The following is a 13,930-nucleotide window of genomic DNA, read 5'->3' as shown; positions in this document are numbered from 1 at the left end:
ATTTCAGGGGCCGGTCCAACCCCCGATTGCAGGCGGTGACGCAGCTAGCTCTGTCGCTGCGATTGCGACTGCCCGCCGCGACCGGCCTGCTCGACCTTCACGGCCACCGCCAGCGTTTCCGTGCCACCGCCATAGCGGGTGCCACGCACCGGGGCTGCGCCGAGATAGTCGAGCCCGATCGCAACGCGGACATGGGCGTCGGTGGCGCAGATGCTGTTGGCGGGATCGAACCCGACCCAGCCGAGATCGGGCACGTAAGCCTCCGCCCAGGCGTGCCCGGCGTCCTGATGCACCATGTCGTCTGCACGCAAGAAATGCCCGGAGACGAAGCGCGCGGGCACGCCGCCGGCGCGGGCGCAGGCGATGAAGATGTGCGCGTAATCCTGGCAGACACCGCGCTTGAGCGCGAATGCCTCCGCCGCGGACGTGCCGCTGTTGGTGTGGTCCTGGTCGAACGTCATGTGATCGGCGATTTGCGTCATCAGCGTGTGCAGGAAGCCCAGCGTGTCGCTCTCGGCTTCGCTCCGCAACTGGCGCGCGACCGCCGTCATCGCCGGATTGACGGAGGTGAGGTCGGTGGAGCGCAGGAACATGCCGGCCGGGAAGCGCTCGTCAGTGCCGCGCAGCACGCCGCCGGTGTCGTGGGTCTCGATCAGCCCCTCGGCGGTGATCTGGATGTCGGCGACAGGTCCGCAGGACAGCACGTGTATGACGTTGCCGAACGCATCCTCATGCATGTCGAGCTTGGTGTCGGTGGAGACGTCGATCTGCCATTCCGCGACGTACTGCCCATCATGGCTGCCCGGCGTCATGCGCAGGATCTGGATCACGCCCGTGACCGGCGGCTCGTAGCGATAGGTCGTGGTGTGCTGGATTCGCAGGCGCATGGTGGACCGTGCAGTTAGTGGTTAGCCCGACTGCTCCGGCGAAGAAGCTCGTCATGCCCGGGCTTGTCCCGGGCATCCACGTTCTTCCTCGTCGCGTGAAAGCAAGAACGGTGGACGGCCGGGACATCTAGCGCGAAGACGCGCTTCGCGCTTTTGCCCGGCCATGACGGTATCCCATTTCGTCAGTCGGGGGACATCAGATCAAATACTGCTTCGTAATGATTTCGCCCAGCCTGGAATTGTCCGCGATGAATTCCTGAATGAATTCATGCACGCCATGCTGGAAAATGTCGTTCATGTTGCTGTGTTCCAGCCGGTTGCGGATGCCGCGGGCGTGGCGCTGGGCCGGGCCCTGGCGGCCATAGGCGACGCCGATCTGGTCGAGGTTGCGCACGAGGTTGCCGTAGCAGCTGGCGAGCGAGCGCGGCAGCGTGTCGTTGAGGATCAAGAGATCCGCGATCAGCCACGGCTTCAACGTCTCGCGATAGACCCAGTGATAGGCGGTCAGCGCCGAGACCGAGCGCAGGATCGAGCTCCACTGGTAGAAGTCGAGCGGGCCGCCGACGTGCTCCTCCTCGGGCAACAGCACATGATATTTCACGTCGAGAATGCGCGCGGTGTTGTCGGCGCGTTCCAGATGCACACCCATCCGCGAGAACCAATAGGCATCGTTGCGCAGCATGGTCCGGTAGGCCGAGCCGTCGAACCGCAACGAGGTCTCCTGCACGAAGCGGAGGAATTTGGCGAGGTCCTCGCGCGTCGAGGTGCCCTTGCTCCAAACGGCCTGCAGCTCGATCCAGGCCGAATTGATGGTGTCCCACATCTCGCTGGTCAGCGCCGTGCGCACCGAGCGAGAGTTCAGCCGCGCCGCTTCGATGCAGTTTCTGATCGAGGACGGGTTGTTCGGCGAGAACGAGAGATACTCGACGACGTTGTGCTCGTTGGCTTCCTCATAGGCCTGATAGAAGCTGGCGGCGACGCCGGCGGTGAGCAGCGCCGAGTCCCATTCGTTGGTCTTGCCGATATAGGCGGCGGGAAGCGCGGTGACGCGCAGCGTCGCATCGATGGTGCGCGCGAGATATTCGGCCCGTTCGACGTAGCGGGCGAGCCAATAGAGGTTTTCGGCGGTACGCGACAGCATCTCTCTACTCGTCCAGAATCCAGGTGTCCTTGGTGCCGCCGCCCTGGCTCGAATTCACCACCAGGGAGCCCTCCTTCAGCGCGACGCGGGTGAGGCCGCCCGGCACGATCGTGGTGCTCTTGCTGCCCGTGAGCACGAAGGGGCGAAGATCGACGTGGCGCGGGGCGAGGCCGGATGCGGTGCAGGTCGGGCAGGTCGACAGCGCCAGCGTCGGCTGCGCGATGAAACCTTCCGGCTCGCGCTTGAGCTTGTCACGGAATGCCTCGATGGTCGCTTTGGTCGCGGCGGGCCCGATCAGCATGCCGTAGCCGCCGGAGCCATGCACCTCCTTGACGACGAGCTCGCCCAGATTGTCCAGCACATAAGCGAGGTCCTTCGGCTCGCGGCAGCGCCAGGTCGGCACGTTCTTCAGGATCGGCTCCTCGCCGAGATAGAATTTCACGATGTCAGGCATGTAGGAGTAGATCGCCTTGTCGTCGGCGATGCCGGTGCCGACGGCGTTGGCGAGCGTGATGTTGCCGGCGGCGTAGGCCGACATCAGCCCGGGCACGCCGAGCACGGAATCGGGGCGGAAGGTGAGAGGATCGAGGAAATCGTCGTCGACACGGCGATAGATCACGTCGACCCGCTTCAGCCCTTCCGTCGTCCGCATGAACACTTCGTTGTTCTTGACGATGAGGTCGCCGCCCTCGACCAGCTCGATACCGAGCTTGTCGGCGAGGAACGAGTGCTCATAATAGGCCGAGTTGTAGACGCCCGGCGTGAGCAGGGCGACGGTCGGCTCGCCGGATGCGCTTTGCGGCGCGACCGAGCGCAGCGCCGCGAGCAGTTCGTCCGGATAGCGTTCGACCGGCGCCACCTTGTGGCGGGCGAACAGATCCGGAAACAGCCGCATCATGATCTCGCGGTTTTCCAGCATGTAGGACACGCCCGACGGCGTGCGGGCGTTGTCCTCCAGCACGATGAAGTCCTCGGCATCGACCCGGACGATGTCGATGCCGGCAATGTGCACGTAGACATCGTGCGGCACGTGCTGGCCGTTCATCTCGGGGCGGAACACCGGGTTCTGGAAGATCAAATCGTCGGGCACGACCTCGGCGCGAAGGATGTCGCGGCCATGATAGATGTCGCGCAGGAACATGTTGAGCGCGCGCACCCGCTGCTTCAGGCCCTTCTCCAGCAGCGCCCATTCCTTGCCGGACATGATTCGCGGGATCACGTCGAAGGGGATCAGGCGCTCGGTGGACTCGGAATCGCCGTAGACCGCAAAGGTAATGCCGATCCGACGGAACAGGAGCTCGGCTTCCTGGCGCCGATATTCGAGGGCCTCGGGAGGCGTCTCCTTGAGCCAGCGCGCCAGCTCCTGATAGGCGGGGCGAAGGTCCCCGCCGGGAATATTCATTTCGTCAAACGCGACTGCCATGGATTCCGACTGTTCTCCCCCAGGCCTTGCACCATCGGTCAGGTCGCTTGGGCCTTGCTGAAGACCGCAACGTCCTGTGGCCATGCCGTGAGAGTGCATGACTTCCGTAGGAGGTAGCAAGGGCCGGGCCAGCGCGATAAGCATGGAGAAGGGGCATTTGCCGGGGATGGCCGGCGGCTTGCCTGAAAAAATGGCTGAGGACTGCTTATTTCAGCAGCAAAACCGCGTGACTTCAACGCGTTACCTCGGCAGAGTCGGCGTCACAGGTGAGGGACTTAAGGCATGAGCGAGATCGTCACGGCGGGCATTCTGGTCATTGGGGACGAAATCCTGTCCGGCCGGACCAAGGACAAGAACATCGGCTTCATCGCCGAATACCTGACCAATATCGGCATCGACCTGAAGGAGGTCCGGATCGTCTCCGACGACGAGGCCGACATCATCGCCGCCCTGGACGCACTCCGGCATCGCTACACCTATGTCTTCACGACGGGCGGCATCGGGCCGACCCATGACGACATCACAGCCGACAGCGTTGCCAAGGCATTCGGCGTCGGCATCGATCATCATCCGGAGGTGGTTGCGCGTTTCCGCGAGCGCTGGAGCGAGCAGGACCTCAATGAGGCCCGCCTGCGCATGGCCCGCATTCCCGACGGCGCCGAACTGATCCAGAGCGCAACCATCCTCGCTCCCGGCTTCAAGATCGGCAACGTCATCGTGATGGCCGGCGTGCCATCGATCATGCAGGCGATGATGGACATCGTCTCGCCCAAGCTGAAATCCGGCGTGCGCATGCTCTCCGAATCGGTTCGCGCGAACGCCCGGGAGGGCGACATCGGGAGTCCGTTGCGGGCAATCGCGGCCGCCCATCCCGAAACGATAATCGGCAGCTATCCGTTCATGGACGAGGAGCAGAAGCCCAACACCAATCTGGTGGTGCGCTCGCGCGATCCGGCGAAGCTGGCCGCGGCGATGGCCGCCGTGAAGGAAATGCTGGCGGGATTGAACGTCACCCGCTAGCAGGGACTTTGCCGGCAGACGAAGCAGGAGATGACAATGGCTGGTGAAGCACCGGAACTGAGCGCGCAGGAGCGGGCGGGCAAGGCCTTCCCGGTCTCGTGGGACCAGTTCCACCGGGATTGCCGGGCGCTGACCTGGCGGCTCAACGAAGTTGGTCCGTTCCATGCGGTGATCGCAATCACCCGCGGCGGCCTGGTGCCTGCTGCGATCGTGGCGCGCGAACTCGGGGTGCGCGTCATCGATACGGTTTGCATTGCGAGCTACGACCACACCAAGCAGGGCGAGCTGCAGGTCCTCAAGGGCATTTCCGAGGCGGCGATGAAGCTCGGCGGCGGCACCGGCAGGGGGCTGCTCATCGTCGACGATCTCGTCGACACCGGCAAGACCGGCAAGCTGGTGCGTGAGATGCTGCCCGATGCGCATTTCGCCACCGTCTACGCCAAGCCGAAGGGCCGCCCGCTGGTCGACACTTTCATCACGGAAGTGTCGCAGGACACCTGGATCTTCTTCCCCTGGGACACCGCGCTGTCCTACCATCCGCCGCTTCGTGACGGGGCGGCGTGACCGTCCCCGTCATTGCGAGCCAACGGGTCCGCGCCAAGCGCGGCCCGATGACAGGCTCCGCGAAGCAATCCAGAGATGTATCCGCGGAAACAGTCTGGATTGCTCACATGGGGATTTGGTGTGTCAAGGCGGTTTGTTCAGCTCTTTGTTCGATTGCAGGCCAGCTCTTCGTCCCGACCGTGGAGCACGTAGGATGGCGCGCGCAGATCGAGTCAAGGTCGGCCCGTAGGGCCGTCGCGAAGCGACTTGGCCTTGACTCGAGCGAGCACGCCATCAGGCTTTGGCAGTCGGGGCAGCGGGCGGATAACTCCTTTTCGTCAGGCGATCCAAGGGTCGAGCCGGTTTTTGCAATCTGGTTTGCTTGCCAGATCAAACTCACATTCGGTCGCCGCGCGGCGGCGGCTGCACCAACATTCCGCTTGCGGCGGGCAGGCTCGAGAGGACGAGACCATTCTTCGTTACGGCGTTTGAAGCCATGCAATCCATCGGTTCGTCCACCCGGATCGGCCGAGGCTGATCAATCTCGGCGGATTGGCTTTGAGGCTGAGGAGCGTGGTGTCAGGCGGCGGCCTTTATCTCGGCTCCCTCGATCACCACGCCCGCGGTCACGTACTTCCAGAGGGCCACGAGCAGCTTGCGCGCGAGCGCCACGATCGCGCGCTTGCGGCCGCGTTGGCTGTGCACCTTGAACCACTGGGTCAAAGCCGATTGAGGCTGGTGGCGTACCCAGAGCCAGGCGAGCTGGATCATCGTGGTTCTCAGGCGCGGATTGCCAGCCTTCGACACGCCTTGCTCGCGCTCGATGCCGCCACTGCGCCATGGCGTGGCTGCAAGGCCGGCATAGGATGCAATCTGGCGGCGGTTGGCGAACTGCCGGTAAAAGGCCTCCGACCAGAGAACGGCCGTGAAGTTCGGGCCCAGGCTCTTCAGTTCGAGCAGCATTGCCACCGGGTTCGATACGGTCTTCTCCCCCGCCGCCTTGCTCGCGGCCAGCAACGCTCCTGCTCGCGCTCCACCGCCGTGATCTGGTCGAGCAGCAGTTCGAGCCGGTCGAGTTCGCGGCTGATCTGCGCCTTCAGATGCGCCAGCAAGGCGCGCCCGTCGCCCGTCCGCAAGGCCTCCAGCCGCTTCCGCCGGTCTCGCCGCAGCGGCGCGTAGTCGAAGATCCCTTGCGCGAACAGAAGACCCTTGATTCGGTTCACATGCTCGATCCGCTCCGCGATCAAGGTCTCTCGCTCGCGGCACAGCCTACGGCGGTCCTCCTCTGCCGGAGAGGGCGCAACGACCATGGCGCAGACCCGTACCTCGCCGCGCTTGTAGGCCAGCAGCGTCCGCAACAGCGTCTCGCCATCCAGCCGGTCCGTCTTGGCCCGCCGGCGCCGGCGCGGCGTCGCAATCGAGGCCGGATCGACTACGTGGCTCTCGATGCCTTCCTGCTGCAGGGCGCGGTGAAGCCAGAACCCGTCCAGCCCCGCCTCCTGGATCGCGATGAGCGGATAGCTCTCACCCGTTCGCGCCTGCGCCTTGCGCTTCAGCTCCGCAAACAGCTTCAACAGTTCCGAAAGCTCGCCGGCCTTCATGCTGCGTTTGGACATCTTCTCGCCCTTGCAGGGCGACAGCGAAGTGACCAGCCATGTCGAACGGCTCAGTTCCAATGACACAAAAATTGCGCCAAACTGCGTGCGGATAGCGGCCAGTCCGTCGGAAGGATGATCGAGCAACATCGTCGTCTCCAGGTTGAATGGATTCAGCAACCCTCAGTCTGGCCTATCCACTCCCCATGGAATCTTCGTCGCCAGCGCAAAATTGCTTCGCAATTTTGTCGCGGGTTTCTTCGCAATGACGCGCGGAGGCACCCATGCCCCTGCAAAACCGCGTCACTCCGACCGGCGACATCATCGCCACGCCGCACCGGGGCATGTTCACCGGCAACCGCGGCATCATCCACGATCCCGCGACCAAGACGCTTCTGAAGAAGCGCTGGTCGACACCGGCCTGGATCACATGCCTCTGCGAATTCCGCGGCTGGCGGCGCCCGGTGATGGCACGGCGGAGCTGGACCGAGCTGTTCTTTCTCGACGAAGCCACCGCCTTTGCAGCCGGACACCGTCCCTGCTTCTTCTGCCGCCGCGATGATGCCAACCGCTTCCGCGCGGCATGGGAGGGGGGAAATGGGGTGAGCAAAGTGAGCGCAAAGGCGATGGACGCCCGGCTGCATCTGGAACGTCTGGATCGTGGCCGCAAACGCCTGCACGCGCTGCCGGGGCCGCTCGCGGAATTGCCCGATGGCGCGATGCTGCAGCAGGGTGAGCAGAGCTTTCTGATGATGAAGGGCCGGCCGCTGCTATGGTCGCCAGCCGGCTATGCCCGTGCCGCGCACGAGCTGGAGAGCCCGATGCTGCTGACGCCCCCGTCCACACTGCGGGCGCTCGGCGCCGGATATCAGCCGGCACTGCATCCGACGGCTCTGGACCAGCCGAGGGACTAGCGGATCGCCGCCATCAGCCCAGCTTCTCGCGCGCCAGCGCAGCACCCGCACCGAGCGCTGCCAGCTTTGCTTCAGCGATCTCCCGCCGCATCGGCGCCATGCCGCAATTGGTGGTGGCGATGATGTTGCTCTTGGGCACGAATTTCGACACCGCCTCGATCACCTTCATGACGTCCTCGGCAGTCTCCACAGTGTCGCTGGCGACGTCGATCACGCCGGCTTGCACGATCTTGGTCTCGAGCAGTGCCAGCAGCTCGAGCGGCACCTTCGAATTGCGGCATTCGATCGCGACCTGCTGGATCGGGCTCGCGTCGATCGCCGGGAAGATCTGCTCATACTGCCGCCATTGCGTGCCGAGCGTTTCCTTCCAGTCGGTGTTGGCCTTGATGCCGTAGCCGTAGCAGATGTGCACGGCGGTGGCGCAGGTCAGCCCCTGCGCAGCGCGCTCCAGCGCCTTGATGCCCCAATCGTTGACCTCGTCCATGTAGACGTTGAAGGCGGGCTCGTCGAACTGCACGAGATCGACGCCGTCGGCCTGCAATGCCTTGGCCTCCTCGTTGAGCAGCTCGGCGAAGGCAAAGGCCATCTTCACGCGGTCGCCATAATAGCGATCGGCAATGGTGTCGATGATGGTCATTGGCCCGGGCAGGGTGAATTTCAACTGCTTCTTCGTGTGCGTGCGCGCCACGCGCGCCTCGAAGTCATGGACGCGGCCCTTGAGGCGGAGCGGGGCGACGACCTGCGGGACCATCGCCTTGTAGCGGTCCTTGCGGATGCCCATCTCGACCTTGTGGGCGAAATCGATGCCTTCGATCTTCTCCAGGAAGCCGTGGACGAAATGCTGACGCGCCTGCTCGCCCTCGGTGACGATGTCGATGCCGGCGTCCTCCTGGATCTTCAGCCAGATCAGCGTCGCATCGCGCTTGGCGCGCAGGAGCTCTTCGCCCTGTGACTTCCAGGGCGCCCAGAGCATGTTCGGCTCGGCGAGCCATTCCGGCTTCGGCAAGGAGCCGGCGATCGTGGTTGGAAACAGCATGGCGGCCCTCCCGGCAGGTTGTGTTGCGCCCCTTCCTGCCATGACTTAACGTCGAGGTACAGAACAACAAAAGTCGTCCTGAAACCCGCGACGCCGGATCGGAAACGCCATGATCGAATTCTTCTTCGACTGCTCCAGCCCCTGGACCTATCTCGCCTTCCACAACATCCAGCCGCTCGCGAAGGAGCTCGGGGCGGAGATCGTCTGGCGGCCGATCCTGGTCGGCGGCATCTTCAACACGGTCAATCCGAGCGTCTATGCGCAGCGGGAGAAGCCGGTGCCGCTGAAGGCGCGCTACATGCTGAAGGATCTCAATGACTGGGCGCGCTCGGCCGGCCTGTCGATCAAGATGCCGCCGACGGTGTTTCCGGTGAACAGCGTCAAGGCGATGCGCGGCTGCATCTGGCTGGGCAAGGACATGCTGCCGTTTGCGACCGCCGTGTTCGAGACCTATTGGGGCGCGGACGAGGATATCTCGCAGGACGCGGTGCTCGCCGGGATCTGCAGGAAGGTAGGTCTCGACGAACAGAGATTCTTCGCCGGCATTTCGGAACAGAGCATCAAGGATCAGCTCAAGGCCAATACTGAGGAGGTGGTCGCGCGCGGCGGCTTCGGCTCGCCGACCATCTTCGTCGGCAAGACCGACATGTATTTCGGCAACGACCGCCTGCCGCTGATCCGCGAGGCGCTGCTGCGCCGCAGGGCGAGCGCAGCCTGATGGTACGCGCCGTCATCTGCCGTGAACTCGGCGCGCCCGAGCATTTGCTGCTGGAAGAGTTTCCGTCGCGCGCGCTGAAGCCGGGCGAGGTCCGCGTCGCCATCCGCGCCGCCGGATTGAATTTTCCTGACGTGCTGATGGCCGCCGGCGAATATCAGCTCAAGCCGGAGCTGCCGTTCACGCCCGGCATGGAAGCCGCCGGCGATGTCACCGAGGTGGGCGCGGAGGCGAAGGGCGTCACCGTCGGCGACAAGGTCATCGTCAAGATGCGCCATGGTGCCTTCACCGACGAAGCTGTGGTGACGCCGGCCCAGCTCACGCCGATGCCTTCCACGTTCGACTACGCCGAGGCCGCAACCTATCTCGCGGGCCACGGCACCGCCTATCACGCGCTGATCGACCGCGGCCGGGTCGCGCCGGGTGAGGTGCTGCTGGTGCATGGCGCCGCTGGCGGCGTCGGCCTTGCCGCCGTCGAGATCGGCAAGATGCTGGGCGCGACCGTGATCGCCACCGCCTCCAGTGACGAAAAGCTTGCTGTCGCGAAATCGCGTGGCGCCGATCACCTGATCCGCTACGACCGCGAGCCGTTTCGCGACGTGGTCAAGCGCATCACCGACGGCCGCGGGGCCGATGTCGTGTTCGATCCCGTCGGCGGCCAGGTCTTTGAGGACTCGATGCGTTGCATCGCCTGGGGCGCGCGGCTCCTGGTGATCGGTTTCACCGGCGGCATCGGTTCGGCCAAGACCAATCTGCTGCTGATCAAGGGCGCCAGCGTGCTCGGCGTGCGCGCCGGCGAGGCGGCACGGAGAGATCCCGCGCTCGGAGAAGTGCGCCTGAAGGCGCTCTTGCGATGGGCGGACGAGGGCAAGCTGCGCCCGAACGTCTCACACCGCCTACCGCTGCAGGATTACGCGAAGGCGATGCGGTTGTTGATCGACCGCAAGGCGATCGGGCGCGTGGCGCTGGTGATGGAGTGACGCTGCCGCAGGTGGGCAAAGGCGCTCTTGCGCCGCGCCCACCATCTCTAGAGCCTCACTTATACTCCCGCTCCGTCCACCACGGGAAATAGTCCGGCATGTCCGTCGACACCTTGTTCTTGAACTGCGCCGGACGCTTCTCCAGGAACGACACCACGCCTTCCTTCACGTCGTCCGAGCGGCCGCGGGCATAGATGCCGCGGCTGTCGACCTTGTGGGCTTCCATGGGATCGTCGGCGCCCATCATGCGCCACATCATCTGGCGGATCAGCGCCACCGACACCGGCGCGGTCTTGGCGGCGAACTCCTTTGCCAGCGCACGTGCGGTCGGCAGCAGATCGTCCGGCGGGACCACCTTGCTGACGAGGCGCCCCGCAAGCGCTTCCTGGGCGGGGAAGACGCGGCCCGAATAGCACCATTCCAGCGCCTGCGAGATGCCGACGATGCGCGGCAGGAACCAGCTCGAGGCGGCCTCCGGCACGATGCCGCGCTGGGAGAACACGAAGCCGAAGCGTGCGGCCTCGGAGGCGATGCGGATGTCCATCGCAAGCTGCATGGTGACGCCGATGCCGACGGCGGGCCCGTTCACCGCGGCGATCACGGGCTTCAGGCACTTGAAGATGCGCAAGGTGACCTGGCCGCCGCCGTCGCGCACCTGCGGATCGCTGTAATCGACCTTGCCGTCGGCGAACCGCTTCACCGGCCCCCGCCGTGCGTCGCGATCGAACGTGTCGGCGCCGGACGAAAGATCGGCGCCCGCGCAAAATCCGCGGCCCGCGCCGGTGACGATGATGGCGCGGACGTTGTCGTCCTTGTCGGCGGCGTCGAACGCATCGATCAACTCTGCCTGCATCTGCGCGTTGAAGGCGTTGAGCTTGTCGGGCCGGTTCAGCGTGATGGTGAGGATCTGCTCGGCGACCTCATACTTGATCGTCTCATACGCCATGGTGGTTTCCTTCCTTGTCATTCTTGAATCAATTCTGTCATTGCCGGGCTTGACCCGGCAATCCATCTTTTTTGGAGAGGATGGATGCGCGGGTCGAGCCCGCGCATGACGATTTGTGCTGAGACGCTGGAATGCGAGTCTACTGTGCCGGCGGCTTGGGCCAGGGGCGCTGCGGGCCGCGCAGACCTTCAAAAGCCTTGGCCATGCCGAGCACGCCGATGTCGTCGAAGCGGCGGCCGACGATCTGCACGCCGATGGGAAAACCCTTGGCGTCGAAGCCGCCATTGATCGAGACCGCTGGATTCTCCGACATATTCCATGGCACGGTATAGGCGATGTGCTCGAACGGCTTCATGGGATCATTGGTCGGCGAGGCCCACTCCGCCGGAAAGTTCACGTTCGGAGCGGTCGGCGAGATCACGTAGTCGAGCTCGCAGAACAGTTTTGACGCCGCCGCGCGGATCGCCATGGTCTGGTTGAAGCCGCGGATGACGTCGACGCCCGAGAGCTTCGCGCCGGACTCGCCCCATTTGAAAATGTAGGGCAGCACCTTTGCCTGCTCGGCCGGCGTCAGCTTCGACAGATCGTCCCACATCCGCGCGCGCCAGAAATTGTCGAGGCCGTCGAGCATCTCGCGGGTGAGAATGCCGTCGACTGCCGTCACGACCGCGCCCGCGGATTCGAATGCCTTTGCCGCCTTCACCGCGACCTCGCGCACCGGCTTCTCCAGCGCCAGGCCGCAGCCGGGATCGAGCATCAGGCCGATACGCGCCTTTCGCGGGGACTTCTCCAATCCCTTCCAGTTCAGCGGCTCGGCCGGCAGGCTCATGCCGTCGCGCCGGTCGGGCTTTGCAATCGCGCTCATCATGAGCGCGCAATCATCGACGGTGCGGGTCATGGGACCTGTAACGCGGCCGATATAGGTGGGATCGATCGGCACGCGGCCGAAGCTCGGCTTCAGGCCGACGAGGCCACACCAAGCGGCGGGCAGGCGGACCGAGCCGCCGATATCGGTGCCGAGATGCAAGGGACCGTACCCGGCCGCGGCAGCGGCGCCAGCACCGGCGCTGGAGCCGCCGGGGTTCTTGCTGAGGTCCCAGGGGTTGCGCGCGAGCGCATGGAAGCTTGAGAGGCCCGACGACAGCATGCCGTAATCGGGCATGGTGGTTTTGGCGAAGATGATCGCGCCGGCTTCGCGCAGCCGCGCGGCGGGTGGCGCGTCCTTCTCGGCCGGCACGAGCTTGACGCTGGCCGCGCCGAGCGGCACCGGCACACCCTTGGTTGCGATGTTGTCTTTCACCGTGACAGGCACGCCGTCGAGCGCGCCGGAGGGCTCGCCGCCGGACCAGCGCGCGGTCGAGGCATTTGCGGCCTCACGCGCGGCGTCGGGGTCGAATGCATAGAGCGCCCTCAGATGCGGTTCCCACGCAGCGACATGCGCGAGCACGTCCTCCAGCACCTCGCTCGGCGAGAACTGTTTTGCGCGATAGCCCGCGATCAGATCGACCGCGGACAGATCGTGCAGCGAGGTGACCGCCTCTTCGGCACTCTTTTTATGCATTGCCACCTACCGGCATGCGCGTCTCGATGATGCGGGCGAACATGCTCGCGCCGATCGGCAGGATCTTGTCGTCGAGCACGAAGCCGGGATTGTGCACGGGCACAGAGCCGTCATGGCCGACCCAGAAATAGGCGCCGGGCACGGTCTGCAGCATGTCGGCGAAATCCTCGCTGCCCATCTTCGGCTGGGCGCGGGTGATCACGTTGGCGGGATCGACGATCGTGCGCGCAACCTCCTCGACCACCTTGGACTGCTCGACCTGGTTGACCAGGACGCCAAACGTGTCGCGGATGTCGGCTTCGATCGTGCACTGGAACGCAGCCGCGATGCCGGCACAGATCGCGCGGATGCGTTCAGCGACCAGGGCGCGGACTTCATCCGAGAAGGTGCGGATGGTGCCGCAGAGATGGGCTTCGCCGGGGATGACGTTGTAGGCGGAACCCGCGTGAATCTGCGTGATCGAGATGACGGCAGCCTGCAGCGGCTCGACGTTGCGGCTGACGATGGTCTGGATTGCCTGCGCCAGCGTGGTCGCGATGATCACGGCGTCCTTGGAGCGCTCGGGCATCGCGCCATGCGCGCCATAGCCGGTGATGCGGAGGTCGAAGAAGTCGGCGCTGGCCATGGCCGGCCCGGGCAGGATCGCGATCTCGCCGTGGTTGAGGTCGGGCGCGTTGTGCAGGCCATAGAGCTCGTCGCAGGGGAATTTTTCGAACAGGCCGTCCTTGATCATCGCGCGGGCGCCGCCGAGACCTTCCTCGGCCGGCTGGAAGATCAGGTGCACGGTGCCGTCGAAGTTCCGGGTCTCGGCGAGATAGCGCGCGGTGCCGAGCAGCATGGTGGTGTGGCCGTCATGGCCGCAGCCGTGGAAGCGGCCGGGGATCTTCGAGCTCCATTTCAGATTGGTGTTCTCCTCCATCGGCAGCGCGTCCATGTCGGCGCGCAGGCCGATGCGCTTGGTGCCCGAACCCTTGCCCTTGATGACACCGATCACGCCGGTGCCGCCGAGACCGCGATGCACCTCGATGCCCCAGCTCTTCAGCTTGTCGGCCACGATGCCCGAGGTGCGCACCTCCTCGAAGCCGATCTCCGGATGGGCGTGAAGGTCGCGCCTGATGGCAGTGAGTTCGTCGGCATAGCCGTCGATGCGGTCGATCGTGGGCATGTGT

12 protein-coding genes and 1 pseudogene are annotated in these 13,930 nt (G+C 64.9%); 5 read left to right on the top strand and 8 right to left on the bottom strand.

Features of this window, described 5'->3' with window-relative positions; translation table 11 throughout:
* Positions 1 to 44: 44 nt before the first annotated feature.
* From P6U28_RS19035 to P6U28_RS19025, 3 genes are all read right to left on the bottom strand, one after another.
* Complete coding sequence (locus tag P6U28_RS19035) at positions 45 to 887, bottom strand: transglutaminase family protein (protein WP_129145771.1); 843 nt, start codon at positions 885 to 887, stop codon at positions 45 to 47.
* Positions 888 to 1,083: 196 nt separating this feature from the next.
* Entirely contained in the window at positions 1,084 to 2,028 is a 945-nt protein-coding gene (locus tag P6U28_RS19030) for an alpha-E domain-containing protein (RefSeq protein ID WP_122402567.1), read from the bottom strand.
* A gap of 4 nt (positions 2,029 to 2,032) precedes the next feature.
* Complete coding sequence (locus P6U28_RS19025; RefSeq protein WP_407122979.1) at positions 2,033 to 3,451, bottom strand: circularly permuted type 2 ATP-grasp protein; 1,419 nt, start codon at positions 3,449 to 3,451, stop codon at positions 2,033 to 2,035.
* A 282-nt stretch (positions 3,452 to 3,733) separates the two neighbouring features.
* On the opposite strand from P6U28_RS19025, the gene P6U28_RS19020 reads away from it, so the two are divergent.
* Both P6U28_RS19020 and gpt read left to right on the top strand, forming a co-directional pair.
* Positions 3,734 to 4,471, top strand: coding sequence for a molybdopterin-binding protein (locus P6U28_RS19020; protein WP_122402569.1), 738 nt, complete (start codon positions 3,734 to 3,736; stop codon positions 4,469 to 4,471).
* Positions 4,472 to 4,507: 36 nt separating this feature from the next.
* The gene (gene gpt / locus P6U28_RS19015; protein WP_122402570.1) at positions 4,508 to 5,035 is read left to right on the top strand and encodes a xanthine phosphoribosyltransferase; all 528 of its coding nucleotides are present in this window, start codon (positions 4,508 to 4,510) and stop codon (positions 5,033 to 5,035) included.
* Between the two features lie 558 nt (positions 5,036 to 5,593).
* Here gpt and P6U28_RS19010 read toward each other — a convergent pair.
* Positions 5,594 to 6,759 (bottom strand): annotated as a pseudogene (locus P6U28_RS19010) (IS110 family transposase).
* 134 nt (positions 6,760 to 6,893) lie between these two features.
* On the opposite strand from P6U28_RS19010, the gene P6U28_RS19005 reads away from it, so the two are divergent.
* Positions 6,894 to 7,523: a hypothetical protein gene (locus P6U28_RS19005; RefSeq protein ID WP_122402571.1), complete on the top strand. Its 630-nt coding sequence runs from the start codon at positions 6,894 to 6,896 to the stop codon at positions 7,521 to 7,523.
* A gap of 13 nt (positions 7,524 to 7,536) precedes the next feature.
* Here the strand turns inward: P6U28_RS19005 and P6U28_RS19000 are convergent, their stop codons facing one another.
* Positions 7,537 to 8,559, bottom strand: a complete 1,023-nt coding sequence (locus tag P6U28_RS19000; RefSeq protein WP_122402572.1) for a methionine synthase — start codon at positions 8,557 to 8,559, stop codon at positions 7,537 to 7,539.
* A 109-nt stretch (positions 8,560 to 8,668) separates the two neighbouring features.
* Here P6U28_RS19000 and P6U28_RS18995 point away from each other — a divergent pair, with 109 nt between their 5' ends.
* Positions 8,669 to 9,277: a 2-hydroxychromene-2-carboxylate isomerase gene (locus P6U28_RS18995; protein ID WP_122402573.1), complete on the top strand. Its 609-nt coding sequence runs from the start codon at positions 8,669 to 8,671 to the stop codon at positions 9,275 to 9,277.
* A complete protein-coding gene (locus P6U28_RS18990; RefSeq protein WP_407122978.1) occupies positions 9,277 to 10,254 on the top strand; it encodes an NADPH:quinone oxidoreductase family protein in 978 nt (325 codons plus the stop codon). Before P6U28_RS18995 ends, P6U28_RS18990 begins: the two co-directional genes overlap by 1 nt.
* Positions 10,255 to 10,309: 55 nt before the next feature.
* Here the strand turns inward: P6U28_RS18990 and P6U28_RS18985 are convergent, their stop codons facing one another.
* The 3 genes from P6U28_RS18985 to P6U28_RS18975 all read right to left on the bottom strand — a co-directional run bounded on the left by P6U28_RS18985 (position 10,310) and on the right by P6U28_RS18975 (position 13,926).
* Entirely contained in the window at positions 10,310 to 11,200 is an 891-nt protein-coding gene (locus tag P6U28_RS18985; RefSeq protein ID WP_122402575.1) for a crotonase/enoyl-CoA hydratase family protein, read from the bottom strand.
* 139 nt (positions 11,201 to 11,339) lie between these two features.
* Entirely contained in the window at positions 11,340 to 12,761 is a 1,422-nt protein-coding gene (locus P6U28_RS18980; protein WP_407122977.1) for an amidase, read from the bottom strand.
* Entirely contained in the window at positions 12,754 to 13,926 is a 1,173-nt protein-coding gene (locus tag P6U28_RS18975) for a M20 aminoacylase family protein (protein ID WP_407122976.1), read from the bottom strand. The genes P6U28_RS18980 and P6U28_RS18975 overlap by 8 nt, the downstream gene beginning before the upstream one ends.
* Between the last annotated feature and the right edge of the window lie 4 nt (positions 13,927 to 13,930).

Origin of the sequence: Bradyrhizobium sp. STM 3561, from assembly GCF_045571455.1 — a bacterium.
GTDB classification, from domain to species: Bacteria; Pseudomonadota; Alphaproteobacteria; order Rhizobiales; family Xanthobacteraceae; genus Bradyrhizobium; species Bradyrhizobium vignae.
This window is presented reverse-complemented; position numbering and strand designations above follow the sequence as displayed.

Bases quoted from the DNA above. Each gene is read 5' to 3' on its own strand.
- P6U28_RS19035 (WP_129145771.1), bottom strand. From the start codon at position 887: ATGCGCCTGCGAATCCAGCACACCACGACCTATCGCTACGAGCCGCCG.
- P6U28_RS18980 (WP_407122977.1), bottom strand. From the start codon at position 12,761: ATGCATAAAAAGAGTGCCGAAGAGGCGGTCACCTCGCTGCACGATCTG.
- P6U28_RS18995 (WP_122402573.1), top strand. From the start codon at position 8,669: ATGATCGAATTCTTCTTCGACTGCTCCAGCCCCTGGACCTATCTCGCC.
- P6U28_RS18990 (WP_407122978.1), top strand. From the start codon at position 9,277: ATGGTACGCGCCGTCATCTGCCGTGAACTCGGCGCGCCCGAGCATTTG.
- P6U28_RS18985 (WP_122402575.1), bottom strand. From the start codon at position 11,200: ATGGCGTATGAGACGATCAAGTATGAGGTCGCCGAGCAGATCCTCACC.
- P6U28_RS19020 (WP_122402569.1), top strand. From the start codon at position 3,734: ATGAGCGAGATCGTCACGGCGGGCATTCTGGTCATTGGGGACGAAATC.
- P6U28_RS19025 (WP_407122979.1), bottom strand. From the start codon at position 3,451: ATGGCAGTCGCGTTTGACGAAATGAATATTCCCGGCGGGGACCTTCGC.
- P6U28_RS19005 (WP_122402571.1), top strand. From the start codon at position 6,894: ATGCCCCTGCAAAACCGCGTCACTCCGACCGGCGACATCATCGCCACG.
- P6U28_RS19030 (WP_122402567.1), bottom strand. From the start codon at position 2,028: ATGCTGTCGCGTACCGCCGAAAACCTCTATTGGCTCGCCCGCTACGTC.
- gpt (WP_122402570.1), top strand. From the start codon at position 4,508: ATGGCTGGTGAAGCACCGGAACTGAGCGCGCAGGAGCGGGCGGGCAAG.
- P6U28_RS19000 (WP_122402572.1), bottom strand. From the start codon at position 8,559: ATGCTGTTTCCAACCACGATCGCCGGCTCCTTGCCGAAGCCGGAATGG.
- P6U28_RS18975 (WP_407122976.1), bottom strand. From the start codon at position 13,926: ATGCCCACGATCGACCGCATCGACGGCTATGCCGACGAACTCACTGCC.